The 16,592-nt window shown below is 50.8% G+C and carries 16 protein-coding genes; 8 read left to right on the top strand and 8 right to left on the bottom strand.

Annotated elements, in window-relative coordinates; all coding sequences use genetic code 11:
• Positions 1–183 precede the first annotated feature (183 nt).
• The 3 genes from HF569_RS11720 to HF569_RS11710 are packed head-to-tail and all read left to right on the top strand — an operon-like array spanning position 184 to position 3,090.
• Positions 184–1,305 (top strand): acyl-CoA dehydrogenase family protein, encoded by a 1,122-nt coding sequence (locus tag HF569_RS11720; protein WP_168902567.1) that lies wholly within the window; start codon positions 184–186, stop codon positions 1,303–1,305.
• 11 nt (positions 1,306–1,316) lie between these two features.
• Positions 1,317–2,111 (top strand): electron transfer flavoprotein subunit beta/FixA family protein, encoded by a 795-nt coding sequence (locus HF569_RS11715; protein ID WP_168902566.1) that lies wholly within the window; start codon positions 1,317–1,319, stop codon positions 2,109–2,111.
• Positions 2,112–2,124: 13 nt separating this feature from the next.
• Complete coding sequence (locus tag HF569_RS11710) at positions 2,125–3,090, top strand: electron transfer flavoprotein subunit alpha/FixB family protein (protein ID WP_168902565.1); 966 nt, start codon at positions 2,125–2,127, stop codon at positions 3,088–3,090.
• Between the two features lie 495 nt (positions 3,091–3,585).
• On the opposite strand, the gene HF569_RS11705 is transcribed toward HF569_RS11710, so the two are convergent.
• Positions 3,586–5,304 carry a phosphoenolpyruvate carboxykinase (ATP) gene (locus HF569_RS11705; RefSeq protein WP_168902564.1) on the bottom strand — a complete coding sequence of 573 codons (1,719 nt, stop codon included), beginning with the start codon at positions 5,302–5,304 and terminating at the stop codon, positions 3,586–3,588.
• A gap of 194 nt (positions 5,305–5,498) precedes the next feature.
• Between HF569_RS11705 and HF569_RS11700 the strand changes: the two genes are divergently transcribed.
• Positions 5,499–6,368: a quinate/shikimate dehydrogenase gene (locus HF569_RS11700; RefSeq protein ID WP_168902563.1), complete on the top strand. Its 870-nt coding sequence runs from the start codon at positions 5,499–5,501 to the stop codon at positions 6,366–6,368.
• Between the two features lie 13 nt (positions 6,369–6,381).
• Here HF569_RS11700 and HF569_RS11695 read toward each other — a convergent pair whose 3' ends face one another.
• Entirely contained in the window at positions 6,382–7,194 is an 813-nt protein-coding gene (locus tag HF569_RS11695; protein ID WP_168902562.1) for a hypothetical protein, read from the bottom strand.
• Positions 7,195–7,352: 158 nt separating this feature from the next.
• Entirely contained in the window at positions 7,353–8,774 is a 1,422-nt protein-coding gene (locus HF569_RS11690) for an MFS transporter (RefSeq protein ID WP_168902561.1), read from the bottom strand.
• 201 nt (positions 8,775–8,975) lie between these two features.
• Between HF569_RS11690 and HF569_RS11685 the strand changes: the two genes are divergently transcribed.
• From HF569_RS11685 to HF569_RS11675, 3 genes are all read left to right on the top strand, one after another.
• The gene (locus tag HF569_RS11685) at positions 8,976–9,152 is read left to right on the top strand and encodes a hypothetical protein (RefSeq protein ID WP_168849383.1); all 177 of its coding nucleotides are present in this window, start codon (positions 8,976–8,978) and stop codon (positions 9,150–9,152) included.
• Positions 9,153–9,473: 321 nt separating this feature from the next.
• Positions 9,474–10,268 (top strand): type I methionyl aminopeptidase, encoded by a 795-nt coding sequence (gene map / locus HF569_RS11680; RefSeq protein WP_168902560.1) that lies wholly within the window; start codon positions 9,474–9,476, stop codon positions 10,266–10,268.
• A 19-nt stretch (positions 10,269–10,287) separates the two neighbouring features.
• Positions 10,288–11,007: a demethylmenaquinone methyltransferase gene (locus HF569_RS11675; protein ID WP_168902559.1), complete on the top strand. Its 720-nt coding sequence runs from the start codon at positions 10,288–10,290 to the stop codon at positions 11,005–11,007.
• Between the two features lie 126 nt (positions 11,008–11,133).
• On the opposite strand, the gene HF569_RS11670 is transcribed toward HF569_RS11675, so the two are convergent.
• Positions 11,134–11,760, bottom strand: coding sequence for a DNA-3-methyladenine glycosylase (locus tag HF569_RS11670; protein WP_168902569.1), 627 nt, complete (start codon positions 11,758–11,760; stop codon positions 11,134–11,136).
• Between the two features lie 56 nt (positions 11,761–11,816).
• Here HF569_RS11670 and HF569_RS11665 point away from each other — a divergent pair, with 56 nt between their 5' ends.
• A complete protein-coding gene (locus tag HF569_RS11665) occupies positions 11,817–12,209 on the top strand; it encodes a DUF488 domain-containing protein (protein WP_168902558.1) in 393 nt (130 codons plus the stop codon).
• Here HF569_RS11665 and HF569_RS11660 read toward each other — a convergent pair.
• The 4 genes from HF569_RS11660 to HF569_RS11645 all read right to left on the bottom strand — a co-directional run bounded on the left by HF569_RS11660 (position 12,163) and on the right by HF569_RS11645 (position 16,190).
• The gene (locus tag HF569_RS11660; RefSeq protein WP_168902557.1) at positions 12,163–12,840 is read right to left on the bottom strand and encodes a beta-phosphoglucomutase family hydrolase; all 678 of its coding nucleotides are present in this window, start codon (positions 12,838–12,840) and stop codon (positions 12,163–12,165) included. The genes HF569_RS11665 and HF569_RS11660 overlap by 47 nt on opposite strands.
• Before the next feature lie 97 nt (positions 12,841–12,937).
• A complete protein-coding gene (locus HF569_RS11655) occupies positions 12,938–13,396 on the bottom strand; it encodes a universal stress protein (protein WP_168902556.1) in 459 nt (152 codons plus the stop codon).
• A 263-nt stretch (positions 13,397–13,659) separates the two neighbouring features.
• Positions 13,660–15,273 carry a BCCT family transporter gene (locus tag HF569_RS11650; protein WP_332870980.1) on the bottom strand — a complete coding sequence of 538 codons (1,614 nt, stop codon included), beginning with the start codon at positions 15,271–15,273 and terminating at the stop codon, positions 13,660–13,662.
• Positions 15,274–15,584: 311 nt separating this feature from the next.
• A complete protein-coding gene (locus tag HF569_RS11645) occupies positions 15,585–16,190 on the bottom strand; it encodes a sugar O-acetyltransferase (RefSeq protein ID WP_168902555.1) in 606 nt (201 codons plus the stop codon).
• Between the last annotated feature and the right edge of the window lie 402 nt (positions 16,191–16,592).

Here is a 16,592-nt window from a genome sequence, read left to right as displayed (position 1 = left end):
GGTGATACCATCAAAATTTAGAGTCTCAATACATAGTAAGCAAGATCAAAAGCCGTCAGTTTTTGAAAAACATGAAAACTGACGACTTTTTTGAAAGGTATGAATAATTCAGGATTAGTTATACTTACCTCGAATCGTGCACTTTTACACAATTAAATTTTGCTTGATAAGGAGGAACTACTTATGCCATCTACAACTGCCGCCGCTGAAAAGCTGCTGCTCCAAATGGTTGACGACTACACCGAACGGGAGATCAGTCCCCAGGATATGCCGATGGACGCTGCAGGTGATTTTCCAGCCGGCTTTATGCAAAAGTTAACGGATACCGGTTTTCTCGGCATCATGCTACCCCAAGAATTCGGTGGTGCCGGCTTTGGTCCCGAAGTCACGGCCCAAGCCCTCAATCACATCGCCCGGGGTAACGCTAGTACGGCGGTCACCCTGGAAGGCCATTTTAAAACGATTGACCAAATCCTCAAATTCGGTACCCCCGCTCTCCAAAAACAATTACTGCCTTCCGCTAACGACCGGATCTTTGCTTTCTCAATGACTGAAGCCTCTGGTGGCTCCAATCCCATGGGGATCAGCTCTACCGCTACCCGCGAAGGCAATCACTGGGTCATTAACGGCGATAAAATCATGATTACCAACGGTGGGCTCGCCCAAGTCTACTGTGTCTTGGTCAAGACGGCGCCAAAGGAACTCTCCGTCTTCGTAGTCGATCAAGATATGCCTGGCTTCTCATTCGGTAAGCGTGAAGACTTCATTGGTCTGCGCGGAACGCCCGTGGGTGAAATTGTCATGGATCACATCGTCGTGGATGATGATCACTTGCTGGGCAAACTCGGCGATGGCGGTAAGATCGGTGACTCTGCTCACGATGACGCCCGGATCTTAATGGGCGCCGTCTTAACCGGCATCATGGAACACGAATTGAAGATTGCCACCGACTACGCCAAGGAACGCAAGGCCGGCGACACCCCACTGACTGCATTACAGGTCACCCATCGTAAAGTTGCGGACATTGCCATGCGGAAAGAAACGACGCGCCTACTCTACCAAAATGCCGCCAAGCTCAAAGCAAACGGTCAACCGTATAGTGAAGAAGCCGCGATGGCTAAAGCCCACGGTTCACGCGCAGCGGTCAGCGCCGGCGACGACGCCCTACAGATTCTTGCGGGTTACGGCTACAGTCGTGAATACCCCGTAGAACACTTGATTCGCGATGCACGGGCGATGGAAATTGCCGAAGGAACCGTCGAAAAGATGCGGTCCGCCATCGCTACCGCCGAATTTAACAAATAGGAGGTCTCCCTATGAAAATTGTCGTATGTATTAAACAAGTCCCCGAAACTAACGACGTCACCATTGATCCCGTCACCCACAACCTGGATCGGCGCGGCCTGGCTGGCGTGATGAATCCCTTTGATAAAAACGCCATTGAATTAGCTTTACATTTAAAAGATACCGCTAGCGAAGACGTCCAAGTTGCCCTCCTCACCATGGGCCCCGACGATTACGCTGAATCATTACGTGAAGGTATGGCGATGGGGGCCGATGAAGGCTACCTACTCTCCGACCGGGCTTTTGCGGGTGCTGACACGCTCGCAACCGGCTACGTAATCGCCCAAGCGCTGAAGAAGATTGACGATGCTGACCTAATCTTATTTGGTCGGCAAGCCGTTGACGCCGATACCGGTCAGGTGGGACCCATCGTGGCCGAATTCCTCCACCAACCTCAAATTACTTATGCCGCCAGTCTTCGGCTGAGTGGCAAGCATGAAGTGACCGCGGAACGCTTGCTAGAAGATACGAAGCAGACGCTGGTCGCACAACTTCCTGCCGTGGTCAGTGTCCGGAGCGAATTGAATACGCCGCGCTACCCTACGCCCCGGAACATTCAACTGAGCTTCAACAAGCCACTGACCGTTTGGCATCACGACGATCTGGATCTCGACGATTCACGGCTAGGCCAAGCTGGTTCCCCAACCATCGTCACCAAGGTCTATGCGCCAAAGCCCGTCAAACGTGAATTAACCTCACTGACTGGAACGCCAAGTGAAGCCGCTAGTCAACTGATCAAAGCCTTAAAGGGTCGTCAATTAATCTAAGGAGGAATCTGCTATGTCAAAACCAGAACTGTGGGTCATCGCGGAACGCCGCTTAGACCACATTGAACCCACGACACAACAATTAATTACCAAAGCCAAGCACCTAGCCGGCGACCAATTTCACACCGTTGCAATTTTATTTGAAGCTACCAACGATCATTTGGAAGACGAGCTCAAAGCGTACGGTCCCGATGAGATTCGGGTCGTTCGTGACGACCGTTTTCCTACGGCGACCGACGCTGAACACGCCGATGCCTTGGAACAATTGATCAAGAAGTATCAGCCCAATTCCATTCTTTTCGGCGCTACCATTACTGGCCGGTCGATCGCACCGCGCTTACAGGCCAAGCTCCAAACCGGCTTAACGGCCGACTGCCTGGACTTACGTTTCGACGATGAAACGTTAGTCGCCACCAAGCCCTCTTACGGGGACAATATTATGTGTGAAATCATTTGTCCCGACCACCGACCGCAAATGGCTACGGTCCGGCCCAACACCTTCGTCGCCGAAGCAGCGGATGGCGCCGCCACAGTCACGACGGATACCATCACGTTCCACCCCGTTGAACGCTTGCAGGTCAAGGCGGCGACTCCCGTCGTCAATACCGCAACCACGGTGGGCGATGCCAGTCGCGTCGTTGCGTTAGGTCGTGGTGCCGCCAGCGCCGCAACCATCGACACAGCCACCAAGCTTGCCGAAAAGTTAGGCGGCCGCATCGGGGTTTCACGGCCATTGACCGACCAGGAACGCTTCACCCACGACGATCAGATTGGTCAAAGCGGGAACACCATTCACCCTGAACTGATCTTAAACTTCGGGATCAGTGGTGCTGTTCAATACCTCGTCGGGATGCAGGATTCCCAAACCATCGTGGCGGTGAATGCCGATAAGAATGCGCCGATCTTTGACGTGGCTGATTACGGCTACGTTGGCGATGCTTCTGCCTTCATGACCGCCCTACTGGCACAATTCGTTTAACATTTATCCTGCGGCTGCCAACGGTTCCGTCTGCTGTGGGGACCGCCTGCGGCCTGAGAAACGGTCCTCCGGCTCGGTTGGAAGCCTGACTAAGTTCGTCAGTCTCCCAACGCGTCCCATGCTGTAACCCGAGTGAGAAACCTCGGGCAACAGCATCGACACAGCTGACTCCACCATTGGCCTCCTCCGGATACGTGCACCACTTACCACAACGTTTGGTGAACGATCCGTCTAGCCGTGAGCACGCCAAATTTAGGCTCAGCCGTGGGATTTACCAAGTGGTTCTCTTGGTAAATGGCGGCTTTGAGACTTGACCCTCGGCTCAAAGCGAGGCCTAAGACCGCTCTATGGCTTAGGCCGTCCTCCCCACAGCGCTCCAGCCTAAATTTGACGCGCGGCAAGGCGATAATTCTCAGCAAACGTACAACGAAAACACCGGGACACGAACCACTACTAAGTGGTCTGTGTCCCGGTGTTTTTATGGTGCAATCATCGTTAAAGTTTCAATAACTCAGCTAACAGCTGCCGCGCAGACTCGTTGAGCTTGTCCTGTGACTTGTCATTGCCGAGGTGCGTGTAGATTTCACCCACGTAGACGTCATCGGTGAAGAGTCGGTCAAAGACAGCGTCAATGATCGGTTGCGTCGCCGCCTGTTCCTGTACGGGGCCAAATGGATTGGCGAAGAAGGTCGTGCTCATCCCCACTTCATCCGTGGTCCCCAGCGCCTTACGTTTACCAGCGATAAACGTCGCCTTGGCCGTTTCTTGATCGGTAAACCGGTGAACGCCCACCGCGTCATCGTAGTTGTTGGCGTAAACCCACATATCAATGTGGTGGTGCGCCACGACGCGCGGCCACGTGTTAGCCGGGATAATCACGCGGGCATTCTTCTGTTCGGGGTTCATGTAGATTCCCCGGTCCATATTGTTAAAGGCCACTTCACTACTCAGGTCATCCAGGCGAACGAACGCCCCAGTCTCTGTTCCCTGCGCGTAAAGTTCTTTGCCGTCTAACGTAAAGCTACCCATATCATCAAAGATCGTTTCCATGCTGACAATCTGGTCATCGGCAACCTGTTGTAACGCTTCGATAGATTCAGACTTGCCAGCACCGGAGTCGCCAAAGAACACGACCGTCTTGGTCTGACCGTTCGCAAACGTAATCTTCATCATCGACCCGTGAATTGGCAACCGTTTCTGCGCAATCATGTGTAGGTTGTGCAGCGTCAGGCACATCTTCTTCATGTAGCCGAAGTAAGTCGTCTGATCATTGTAAGGAATCTGACCGACGTAGATATCGTTGACTTGATCGTAGAAATAGTGGCCGTTTTCAGCATCCGTATCCGTCGCCACGCCAGGGGTCCCAAATAGCAGAATCAAGTCGGGCTTGTGCCCCGCAACCTGCTTGACATCGGCCAATTGGAATAAGTTGGCTAAAGCCAAGCCAGATGCCAAATAGTCACGATGGAAGTAGATGTACGCTAAGCTCTCGCCAATCACGGCCGGGTAGCAGAAGAAGTCGTCTTCGGTCCCCTTGAAATTCGTGATTGGATTAACCTGCGTCGCCGTGAAAGTCCCTTTACGTTTGTTGCTCTTGGTGTGCAGCATCATTGGGGGCCGTAGCATCAGCCGGTCAATGAAGCGAATGTTTTTCAGCTTTTCGTATCCTGCGGGCATCTGCCAGTCGAGTTTTTGCAGTAACATGCAGGCACTTGACCCGGCGCTCACTTGCCGATAAACGTGGTTGGCGTGACCCTGTAATTTTTCCTCAATCGTCCGGTATAGCCGAATCACGAGGTCGTTAAACCGTTGATCAATCGTCATAAATTCACTGGCAACCACATCATTTTGCTTGATGGTCATCGTGGCTACCCGTAAGTACGTCCGGTAGTAAGAATAGAGGTCTTCGATGCTGGCCAGAATTTCTGATTTTTGGTACTGCGCGAAAGCATCTGACTGATCGGTCAAAATCGCCTTAATCGTTGCTAAGTAAACCTGTGGTGTCACCAAATTAAAGGTGGTAGATGCATCGGCGACATCCGGGGTGTGATCCCGTTGTTCATCCAGGAATAAGCGCACAAAATCAGCGAGCTCGTCACTGTTAACGAGGTCAAAAATGCTGGTAATAAAGCGCGTGTTGTAGTCTAAAACCGCAACGTTTCGGTCAGGATTTGCGTAAAATGAAGCCAAATCAATTGATGCTGGTGTCTGCATAGTGAAGCCCCTTTCATAATGTCTTAACGGTAATTTTAGCTTAAAAGCGGCCCGGAAGGAAGTGACTTTACAATTTATTAATGGCATTTACGCTAAAGTCGGCTTACGATAAAAAGTGTAAAGCGCTACCAATTGTGATTTTTCGCCAGTTCTGCCCGCTAGTGGTTTCTGGCATTTGGAAGGAAGTCTCTGCTATGAAAATTGATGGTCACACCAACTTAATCGCGCTCATTGCGCATCCCGCTGGGCATTCCCAGTCGCCAGCGATGTATAATTTTGCCTTTAACCATGAACAAATGAACACTCGCTTCTTAGCGTTGGACGTGCTGCCCGCCGATCTCCCCACGGCCATTGCCGCTGTCCGCGCCTTTAAGATGCCCGGCGTCAGCGTCTCAATGCCCTTTAAGCAGGCCGTGATCCCCCTGCTCGATCGCCTCGATCCTACCGCTAAAATGATCGGCGCCGTCAACACGGTGGTCAACCACGATGGCGTGCTAACCGGCTACACGACCGACGGCATTGGCTTTGTTCAGGCGTTGCGCGATGCTCACGTTCCCCTTGCCGGTAAGACGATGACCCTGGCTGGCGCGGGCGGAGCGGGTACGCCCATCGCTATTCAATCGGCCCTGACTGGACTCAAGACACTCAACGTCTTTAACCTAAACGATGCCACGGTCGCCAATGCCCGTCGCGTCGTTCAACTGATCAACGGCCAGACCGATTGTCACGCTACCTTTTATCCCTTGGAGAATCGGGACCAATTCAAACAGGCGCTGGCAATCAGTGGCCTCTACACCGACGCGACCGGCCTGGGGATGGGCAAATTAATTGATCAAACACTGGTTGACGATCCCACTTGGCTTCACCCTGAGATGACCGTCTTTGACACTGTTTATGCCCCGGCAGAGACCCAGCTGATGCGGGTTGCCAAACGAGCTGGCGTTGCGCACGTCCTTAATGGTCAAGGAATGCTGTTAAACCAAGGCGTCGCGGCATTTAAACTCTGGACCGGTCACGATATGCCGGTCGCCGCGGTTCGTCATGAAATTTTTAAGACAGATTAAATGATGTCTACACTTATTTAATCGACAACGAATCAAATTTTACGTTAGCATTCTGACTGGCAACTTTTGTGAGAACATACCCCGGCTTACGACCAGACCGCCGGTAGTAGCCGAAATAGCTTCGGCCCAATTTCACCGCTCGTTTGGAAACCTGAGTGTATGGCAAAGCTAACGCCCTCAGACGGGTCCGTTGATAATTGTATGCTGGCGTACTCGTCTGACTAGACACCTGCTCAAAGTCATTGACCGCCACTTTCATCGTTTCCTGTTTAATGCGTCCATCTTGTTTTGTTAAATTCACCGCAAACGGCAGTGGACTGGACTTCTTAAACTTGGCACTTTCAAGCCGGGAGAGCCGCTCTTGATAGCCTGCCACAATTCGTCTATCGGACTTCACCGCTGCAAAACTAACCACGGTAGCTATTTGGTCCTTCTTTAAATTTTCTTTCTCCACAGCCAGTTTTTCTCTGGCGTCAGTGATTAAGGCTTGTCGTTTGTGGGTGAAGTCTTGCTTCGAAAATGCCATTCCCTTCTGTTTTAACTGTTGGGCGGATAATCGCGTTGCGTCCCCTAGCGTAAACGAGCTGGGCACCCGAAAGGCCGTTGCCTGACCATTCTGGGTGATCACGACCGCCTGCAGCGGCAGCTTTAAATTAGGCGCAGCCCGACTTTCAGCAACATACCAAATCTGCGGCCTAGACGTATTTCCCGTTTGACCAAAGGCGACATCCGCCGTATGTCCCTGCTGGTTAGTAGAATTGTGATCACACGCGGCCAAAGTCAAAGCCAGCACCGCAATCAGCCCCAACACCATCCGATTTTTCATCAATTTTTCGATCCCCTGTACTCATTAATTCTCATTATTATAATCCCAGTAAGGGGATAAACCATTCAATCGTTAAAATATTAGACTTTTCTTTACTAAAAAGCCCATCCGCACTCACGGATGGACTTTATAACACATATTCATTTAACAACTTAACTTCACGCCTCAGCCGCAGCCTTAGCCTTCCGACCGTCACGCAGCATGGCGGCAAAGATCCAGCCCACCACGGCAACGATCAAGAAGGTTAAGAAGACCGCGTGGTACCCGCTCAGCGTGGCCGCCAAATGCGTAGTGACCTTGACATGGCTGGCCGTCACCATCGCCAGAATCAAGGTGGCGACAGCAACCCCAGTTGATCCCAGAATCTGCCGGACGGTCGTGATAACCGCCGTCCCATGGGAAATCAGCTGATCGGGTAATGAATTGGCCCCCAACGTGACCGCTGGCATCATGACAAAGGCATTGCCCCCTTCAATCAACGCAGCGATGAGAATCATCGCCAGCAGTGATTGCTTGTTTGAGACCAACGTCAACCACAGCCAGCCCAAGACAATCATCGACATCCCCGTCAGCATGGTCGCCTTAAACCCAATTCGATCGGCTAATTTGCCAGTCAATGGATTGAGCAAGCTCAAAACAACCGCCCCAGGAACCAGCGCCATCCCCGAAGCAAATGGCGACATGCCTAAGACTTCTTGATAGTACAACGGGAAGATAATCGTCACCACAATCAACGCGATGTAGGACGTCCCCGTCAGTAACACCGCCAAGTCGAAGTTAAACGTCTTAAGTACCCGTAAATCCAGCAGCGGCGTGGTCGTTTGAAATTGGCGCCAAACAAAGAAGGCTACGGCCAACAGGCTGACAATCAACAAGCCGGTCATCCAACCCCAGTTGACGTTAAGCTTCCCAATCTGGTTGACCACATACAGAATACCAATGAATCCCACACTACTGATGACGGACCAGTAATCTAGGCGCGAGTCGTGTTGCGGCATCACATCTTTAATCGTCTTCAACGCGATGAGGAAAACGATCGTGATTACAACCATAAAGACAACGAATAAGCCCTGCCACGTGGTATAACGCAGCACAATCCCAGAAATAATCGGTCCTACGGCTAACGCAGACCCCATGACGAGACCCGCCATTCCCATGACGCCGCCCCGCTGCTTTTCCGGGGTAATGCGCAACATGACCGTTTGATACGATGGGAACATGATCCCCACCGCCATGGCCTCCATGACTCGGCCCAACATCATCAAGCCGAAGTTGGGGGCTAAATAAATAATGAACGTCCCGATATCGAATAAGGCCAAAACACTCACGAATAACACCGGAAACTTAATGTTATTCAATAGCCACGGACTGACCGGCATCATCACCACCATGACCAGCATAAACCCGGTCGTTAACCATTGAATCGTCGAGGCTGGCACCCCGAAATACCGCATCAACGTTGGATAAGCTGTGGACAGTGACGACTGGCTGATCGACATGGTAAAGGTCCCCGCCAGTAACGTCCAAATAAAGGCCAAACGATTGTATGAATGTCCCCGTAAATCAATTGGTTGTGCCATATAATTCCTCCCTCACACCTACTTTAGAAACATTATCAACTGACTTTTATCCTAGTCCTTTTCCTAGCGCCTGTAAACCGAGGCGTCCCGCTTCTGACCTACGCAATCAAGTTACTTCTCTCCCAATCTTTGGTACAATAAAATTAATTAAGGGCTGATCCGCATCAGCTCAGCGGATGACGCAAGGAATGAGGGTAAAATATGGATTTAGTGGCATACTTACACGATGAAATTAATTTCTTAACGGAACAAATGAACCGGGCCAAAGAGGAGAAGGACAACGCCATGAACTTCTTGTGCGACGCGCGGATTACCGAGGCCAAACGTATTTTGGAACAAATCGACAAGGGCAACATCGATCGCTTAAAAGCTGAATAGTCACTCACCTACTAACGAGTTTGGGGCCAACGTCTCAGACTCGTTTGTGCCGACTAAGGATGTGATTTCCATTAACAGTCGCACGATTGTTGCCAGTATCGTTTTACTGAGCTTTGGTGGGTTGCTCGCCTGGTTGATTATTCGCCTCATAACCGACTTTCAGACCACGTTTTTGGTGGTCCTAGCGCTCGTAATCGCCGGTTTCATCAAAACCCATTTTATCAAGACCAGAGACCGATGATATTTTCTAAGTCACCGGTTCGCCTAAACGTTAAATTAGGTGTAGATTAGTAGTGTACGAAATTTTGAGGAGGTAACACGTTGATAACCATTAAATCAGATCGTGAAATTAAAAAGATGGCCGAATCCGGTGCCGTTCTGGCCGGTGTGCACAAGGGCCTACGCGACATTATTAAACCAGGAATCTCTAGCTGGGAAATCGAACGGTTTGCCAACAAATACATTGAAGAACACGGCGCCACCCCTTCCGAAAAGGGCTTCGAAGGCTACAAGTATGCTACCTGCGTTAGTGTTAACGACGAAGTGGCCCACGCCATTCCTCGTAAGGAGCTTTTATTAAAGGAAGGCGACATCGTAGCGGTAGACATGACCGTTAACTTGGACGGCTTTGAAAGTGACTCTTGCTGGACCTACGCGGTTGGTAAGATCAGTCCAGAAGCTCAACACCTGATGGACGTCACCAAGAAGTCCCTCTACTTAGGCATTGACCAAGCCGTTGTCGGCAACCGTATCGGTGACATTGGCCACGCCATCCAAGCCTACACCGAAGGCCAGGAACACATGGGTGACGTTCGTGAATTAATCGGTCACGGGATTCAACCTACCATGCACGAACAACCTAACGTTCCTAACTATGGTGAAGCTGGTAAGGGGCTACGGTTACGTGCCGGCATGACGATTACCATCGAACCCATGATTAACTTGGGAACTTGGGAGATCGCCTCACGGGAAACGGCTGACAAATCATGGGAATACTACGTCACGGCCGATGGCTCACTGTCCGCTCAATACGAACACACGCTGGTCATCACCGACGATGGTCCTAAGATTCTGACGTCACAAGGCGACGAAATCGACAAGAAGTACCAACTTTAGTTTAAGGAGGCTTCCCGGCATGACACTGACCAACCGGACACCGGAACCCGCTGTGCAGAATATCTTTGATAAAATCGCACCGCAATACGATCAGATGAATAGTGTCATCAGCCTAGGGACCCATCGCATCTGGCGTAAACGGGTCATGTCAATGATGGCCGTTAAGCCCGGGGACTTCGCGCTGGATCTATGTTGCGGAACGGGCGATTGGACGCTGGCGTTGGCCCGAGCGGTTGGCCCAGCTGGCCGAGTAGTCGGTTTGGACTTTAGTCCGGTGATGATTCGTGAGGCTGACCGAAAAGTTCGAGCGGCCAAGTACGCTGACCGAATCACGCTACGCGAAGGTGATGCCATGCAGCTGCCCTACCCTGACAATAGCTTCAACGTGGTCACCATTGGCTTTGGCTTGCGTAATGTTCCCGACGCCAATCAGGTGCTCCGCGAGATGACCCGGGTGGTTAAGCCTGGTGGTCAAGTGGTCTGTTTGGAGACGTCACAACCCACCAACCCGGTGATTCACGCCGGGTGGCAGGTCTACTTTGGCCACGTGGTCCCCTTGATGGGCAGCCTCGTTGCGCACCATTACCAGGCCTATAATTACCTGCAGCGGTCAACCCACAGCTTTGTCTCGGTCACCCAGCTCGCTGATATGTTCCGCACGGCTGGTCTGACGCAGGTCAGCTATCGAACCTTTAATCTAGGCGCGGCGGCGGTCCATTTGGGGATTAAGCCTTACTAATGAATAAAAAATAAGAATCTGCTTCAAGCTAAACGCGTAATGGTGCGGCTTGAAGCAGATTCTTTTGTGTTTATAGAACTTTCGAAATACTGATAGTACAGTCATCTTCCGTTACGACGCCTGAGCTTAGGCCCAACCGTGAGTCTCCCGATCCCAGTCACGCTTACGGCTCCCGGAGACGAAGGGATTCCCCGCTACGGTGAAGCGCAGTGGCCGATCCTGCCAACTCCCAGCTGAGACGCCGACTCGTGATGTGGCCGCCACTTCCTTGGGCTGGCGCGTCGCTGTCGGGGTAATCGTCAGGTTTTGCGCGCCCAGCATCGTCCGGTTTAGGTCCTTGGACTGGATACCCAGCGCCGCCATCAGCTTGCCCGGACCGTTGGTGACATCCGGAATCGGCTTGTCCCGGTTCTGTTGCATCAGTTCTAGCCCTTCATGCGGCTCGATCCCGCGAATCAGGATTCCTTGGGGCGTTCCCGCTGCTTGGGTTGCCACGTCAAACATGTAGTACCCCCGCAAAATGTAGATGTAAATCGTGCCCGGTGCATCGTACAATGCCGCATTAGCCGCCGTGTAGCGGCCGTTAAAGGCGTGCGCCGCCGTATCCTGCTCGCCGAGATAAGCCTCAGCTTCCACAATCCAGCCGCTCATAGTCCCGGCTGGTGTTTGATAGACCAGCTCGTGGCCCAACAAGTCCTGGGCAATTTGGGGTGTCGGCCTCCCCGTAAAGAAATCCGCTAAAGAATCTGACATCATTTTTTATCCTCCAATTTCGCTATGTTAGAATGGAGCCATGGAGATGATACCTTATGGCAATTAAATGTGAACGTATTTATACAAAGCCCGCTGATCTCGCTGGCTACCGCGTCCTCGTCGATCGACTCTGGCCGCGCGGTATTTCCAAAGTCAACGCACAGCTGGCTTCTTGGGAGAAAGAAATGGGGCCCACGACTGAACTACGGAAATGGTTCAATCACGAACCGGAAAAGTTTCCAGAATTCAAAAAACGCTACATTGCCGAACTTGAAGCTAATGCAGCGTTACCCGCTTTTTTAGACCTAGTTGCCGATCAGCTCAACGACCAAGACGTTATTTTATTATACGGCGCCAAGGACGAAGAACACAACCAAGCCGTCATCTTAAAAGCCTTTTTGCTTAAACGTTTAGCTGACCGAGTACCCGCTGCACGGCTGCAAGACTAAGCTCACGCGTGCTGGCGAACATCGCATCCGCCTGGGGTAACTTCTGCGCGTTGATGCCGATGGTAAAGCACCCTGCCGCCTTGGCTGAACGCACTCCGGTCACCGTATCTTCAAAGGCCACACAGTCTTCGGGATGCTGATGAATGAGGCTCGCGGCGGCCAGATAGACATCCGGCGCCGGCTTACTGGCCCGTAGACTTGAAGCCGGTACAATTTGTGGAAAGTAAGGGGTTAGCCCTAGATGCTTAATTTCTGCTGGGGCATTGGCCGAGGCAGACGCTAACGCCAGTGGATAGCCTGCCGCAACCAGCTCATCCAAAAAGGCTGTAATCCCGGGCAACCGGTTGGCCGGCGTCAGAGCCGCCACAAATTGCTTGTACAGCGCGTTTTCATGATCCGTGAGCATTTGTCGCTGATGGACGTTAAATTCATTCTGGCGGCCAGCAGAGGCCAATATCGCTTGCAAGGAATCTGCCCGACTCATTCCGGGCAAGGTGGTCGCCAACTGGTCAGTCCACGGAATTTGGAGTTCTTGCGCAACCGCTTGCCAAGAAGCCAGATGATATTGCCAAGAATCCGCCAATACCCCGTGGAGGTCAAATAGAAAACCGCGGACATCTTGTGGTTGCATATTTCTCCCTCCTCGTGAAAGCGTTTCATTTTAAATCTATTATACACCAAAATAAAATGGTTCACCGCTTTGAAGTATGCGGTGAACCATTGTTAATTTAGCGAATTACGATAACCGAAACGTCAGACTTCTTGGCCAACCGCAACCCAATTGCTCCCGGGTGACCATGACTAGCGAAGTCAACGTCGGCGCCACAAACTACGAGATCCGGCTTAAATTCTGGAATAACTTTTTGCAGGATCACATCGTCCACGTCCCCGTCTTCGGCCACGATAGCGCGCACATCCTCAACACCAAACGCCGTTGCCTGATCGGCATAGCCTTTGACAATGGCTTTGAGCTGGTCGCGCTTTTCGTTCAACTTATCTGGCATCAATGATTCATAAATACTGATGTCGTTGCTTTCCAACACGGAAGCGATGCCTAGATGCGCCCGGTAATCCCGCGCCATCGTCATCGCAAACCGGAAGGCCCGACTCGTTGAGGGCCGGTCATCCTCATCAATGGTGATTAAAATTCGCCGGAAAAATAGTGGATTATTACTTTCGTCTGCCATAAAACCCCTCCTGCAGTAATTGGTGATCCGGCCCTATTGTATCATATCTATTCGTAAAAAGTTTTGCCGACCTTAACTAACGTTGCGTTGTTTAAGGTCTACCGCCTTGCACAGTGTTGCCAGCAAATTCTGTTCTGCCAACCCGTAATGACCATAAAAAAAGCGTCCTCCACTTAGGAAGACGCTTTTGCTTTAAGTTCAATTATGTTAAGTGAAACCCTATTAACGGCACCACTCAAGGCTTACGCGCTTCTAGTCACACTCTACCGCGCATGATCCGGTGATAAAATCATCGGTCCACGCACCGCTCGTGGCAATTCAACCGTAATTCGGCGTACCACAACTGGTTGCGGTACCACCACCGGTGCTGCCTTAGGCTTAGCTGCCAGCATGTGCCAAATAGAATGCAGCAGCAGTAGGCAGACGAGCATCAGTGGGAAGCCAGCGATCGTCGATACCGTTTGGACCGTCTTGAAGCCACCGACCATCACGATCCCAAAGGAGAAGATGATGAAGACGATAACCCAGATCATCCGGTTCCAGCGACTAGGTTCCTGGCCGTCATCCAAGTGCAAACTGGTAAAGGATGACACGATGAAGGCTGACGACGAAATCGTCGTGGCCAAGAAGATAAAGCAAGAAATACAGTACAATGCCAAGATAATCATCTTAAACGGCAACGTCGCAATCACCGTTGATACGACAGCGGCTTGACCCTGCGTGTTTAAAATGTGGACTAAGTTAACGGCACCAGTCCGTTGTAGCCACAATGAGTAGCCCCCGAAGATGGCGTAGAAACTCATACAGCCCAACGCACCATACGTTAACATCCCAACTAAGACCTGACGAATCGTCCGACCTTTAGAGATCCGGGCAATGAACAGCCCCATGACTGGCATGTAGGATAACCACCAGCCCCAGTAGAAGAGCGTTTCCTGTTGTGCCGTGCTATCGCCACCGTTAGGCAACGTATTAGTCGACATCGAAATAAACTTTTGCGCCATCAGCCCAATACTATTGGTTTCCGAATTCAAAATGTAAACCGTCGGGCCAATGACTAAAATAATGGCTAACAGCCCGAGTGCAGTCCAAATATGAGCGGAACTCAACCGGTTGATCCCACCGTTTAAACCGTGGAACACCGTAACTGCGAACAAAATAAACAAAATGATAAAGAGTTCAATTTTAAGCATGAGGTTATCTTGAACCCCGGTAAGGCGACTCAGCACCTTAGAAATAATTGGAATTTCCATCCCAACGGAAGACCCGATTCCGCCCATGATCCCAAAGACCACGAGGAAGTCGATCACGTGCCGGGCAATCACTTTACCCTTGCTGTCACCTTGCAAGCTGGTGATAGCGGCACTGACCCGTTGCACCTTGGCGTGCTTAACGTACAGGACGTAAGCAATCGCAATCGTTGCCGGTGCAAACATCATCCAAGCCATCGGTCCCCAGTTAAACTGCCCGAGCATGTGAGCTGCGCCGTAAGCGTTACTTGAAAACGGCTTGAACCCAAAGGCGGGGTGTTGAAGATACCGGAGTGGATCAACGATGGACAACATCAAAATGCTGGCGTCAATCGCCGTGGCGAAAACCATTGATCCCCATTGAAAGTTGCTGTAATGGGGTTTGTCATCAGGATCGCCTAACTTAACCTTACCAAATTTACCAAATGCCAAATACATAAAAAATAAGAAGTTGATCACGTACACCATCAAATAGGCCCATGACATGCGAGTATCAATCCAGTTCAATATTGAACTCAGAGTGGCTTGTAATTGATTACCACCTAAGATAAATAGCAATGACGCGAGAATAAATAAAACGATGGTTGGTACGAATACTAACTTATCAATATTTTTACGCGCTAAAATAAATAATCCTCCTCATTTGTTTCCTGGAAGCAAGCTTCCAGCGGTCATGTTCCAAAGAGATTGTACGAAAAAAGCGCCATACACGGGTCGTCACACGAGCCACCTGTACAGCGCCATCACGGTTAAATACAAATTGCCTACGCAAATCACTTTGAATCAATATCCAAAGTCTATTATACGCAGACGCTAGGATTAGTAAAACTTTAACCAGCAATAAGATTTTTCTGTGTAAGTTTAAGCGGTTACATAGCCAATCATCATCGCATTCTAAGAATTTGATTAGAAATTAGGTGATAGCTTAACCCTTTGCATTAGTCAAGCTTTTCTGGCCACTTAGCTTTGGCAGCGGCATCCCCCGCCGGACTGTTGTCGATCTGCTTAATAACGTGAGCTGGATTACCTACCAGCACCACGTCATCGCCAAATGACTTGGTTACCACTGCACCGGCACCAACCACGACGTTATTGCCCAGCGTTACCCCTGGCAAGACCGTCACGTTGCCGCCAAACCAAGCGTTGTCACCGATCGTAATCGGCGCGCCCATTTCAACGTCCTTCACCCGTGCCATCGCGTTCAGCGGATGAACTGGCGTATAGAGACCGACGTTGGGCCCGAAGTAACAGTGCTCACCGATTGTAATGGGGCAAGTATCCAACAGCGTCATATTGTAATTTCCGTAGAAATGGTCCCCAATGTGGATGTTCCAGCCGTAATCGTATTCTAGCCCAGCTTCGACGAAGAAATCATCACCACTGTCCGCGATTAGCTTGCGGTAACCCGCATTACGTTGATCGTTATCGTCGAGCTGATTAACTGCCCGAAGTTGCTTACGAGCAGCGACCCTCCGTGCGATTAATTCTGCATCAAATTGATCATAGGGCTGACCCGCCGTCATTTTTTCCCGTTCTGTTGCCATTGCATCAATCACTCCTCTTAGGTTCCATGATACCACTTACCGCGGACTTCACGACTGAGCTTCTCACCACTGATGAAAATACCGACAACTATAACCATGTTCAACATTATTAGTTATCGCCTAAAGGTTAAAAGATAAAACACCTGTCTCATCCAAGTACTGGTAAAGATTTGCGCCGTTAAATTGGCTAAATTGGTCGCACTCCGGCTGTCAGGGATTCCGCCTGCTGTGGGGACGCTTCAGCCTGGAAGCTCACCAGTCTTCTCGCTCGCTTTGAAGCCACGAAAAATGACCCGTACCCCAAAAGTTGGAACAAACTAGAGGGGTATAAATCATGGTTGTTTCAGTTGAAAATAAGATTAAAGCTGTCGAAGACTATCTTAGTGATCGTGGTGAATCGTA

It is taken from the genome of Levilactobacillus tujiorum (genome assembly GCF_012641185.1).
GTDB lineage: Bacteria > Bacillota > Bacilli > Lactobacillales > Lactobacillaceae > Levilactobacillus > Levilactobacillus tujiorum.
Note: the sequence above shows the minus strand (reverse complement) of the source record. Positions and strands in the feature narration are given on the sequence as shown.

Excerpts from the sequence above, each read along its gene's own strand:
- HF569_RS11720 (WP_168902567.1), top strand. The coding sequence starts at position 184 with ATGCCATCTACAACTGCCGCCGCTGAAAAGCTGCTGCTCCAAATGGTT.
- HF569_RS11715 (WP_168902566.1), top strand. The coding sequence starts at position 1,317 with ATGAAAATTGTCGTATGTATTAAACAAGTCCCCGAAACTAACGACGTC.
- HF569_RS11710 (WP_168902565.1), top strand. The coding sequence starts at position 2,125 with ATGTCAAAACCAGAACTGTGGGTCATCGCGGAACGCCGCTTAGACCAC.
- HF569_RS11705 (WP_168902564.1), bottom strand. The coding sequence starts at position 5,304 with ATGCAGACACCAGCATCAATTGATTTGGCTTCATTTTACGCAAATCCT.
- HF569_RS11700 (WP_168902563.1), top strand. The coding sequence starts at position 5,499 with ATGAAAATTGATGGTCACACCAACTTAATCGCGCTCATTGCGCATCCC.
- HF569_RS11695 (WP_168902562.1), bottom strand. The coding sequence starts at position 7,194 with ATGAAAAATCGGATGGTGTTGGGGCTGATTGCGGTGCTGGCTTTGACT.
- HF569_RS11690 (WP_168902561.1), bottom strand. The coding sequence starts at position 8,774 with ATGGCACAACCAATTGATTTACGGGGACATTCATACAATCGTTTGGCC.
- HF569_RS11685 (WP_168849383.1), top strand. The coding sequence starts at position 8,976 with ATGGATTTAGTGGCATACTTACACGATGAAATTAATTTCTTAACGGAA.
- HF569_RS11675 (WP_168902559.1), top strand. The coding sequence starts at position 10,288 with ATGACACTGACCAACCGGACACCGGAACCCGCTGTGCAGAATATCTTT.
- HF569_RS11670 (WP_168902569.1), bottom strand. The coding sequence starts at position 11,760 with ATGTCAGATTCTTTAGCGGATTTCTTTACGGGGAGGCCGACACCCCAA.
- HF569_RS11665 (WP_168902558.1), top strand. The coding sequence starts at position 11,817 with ATGGCAATTAAATGTGAACGTATTTATACAAAGCCCGCTGATCTCGCT.
- HF569_RS11660 (WP_168902557.1), bottom strand. The coding sequence starts at position 12,840 with ATGCAACCACAAGATGTCCGCGGTTTTCTATTTGACCTCCACGGGGTA.
- HF569_RS11655 (WP_168902556.1), bottom strand. The coding sequence starts at position 13,396 with ATGGCAGACGAAAGTAATAATCCACTATTTTTCCGGCGAATTTTAATC.
- HF569_RS11645 (WP_168902555.1), bottom strand. The coding sequence starts at position 16,190 with ATGGCAACAGAACGGGAAAAAATGACGGCGGGTCAGCCCTATGATCAA.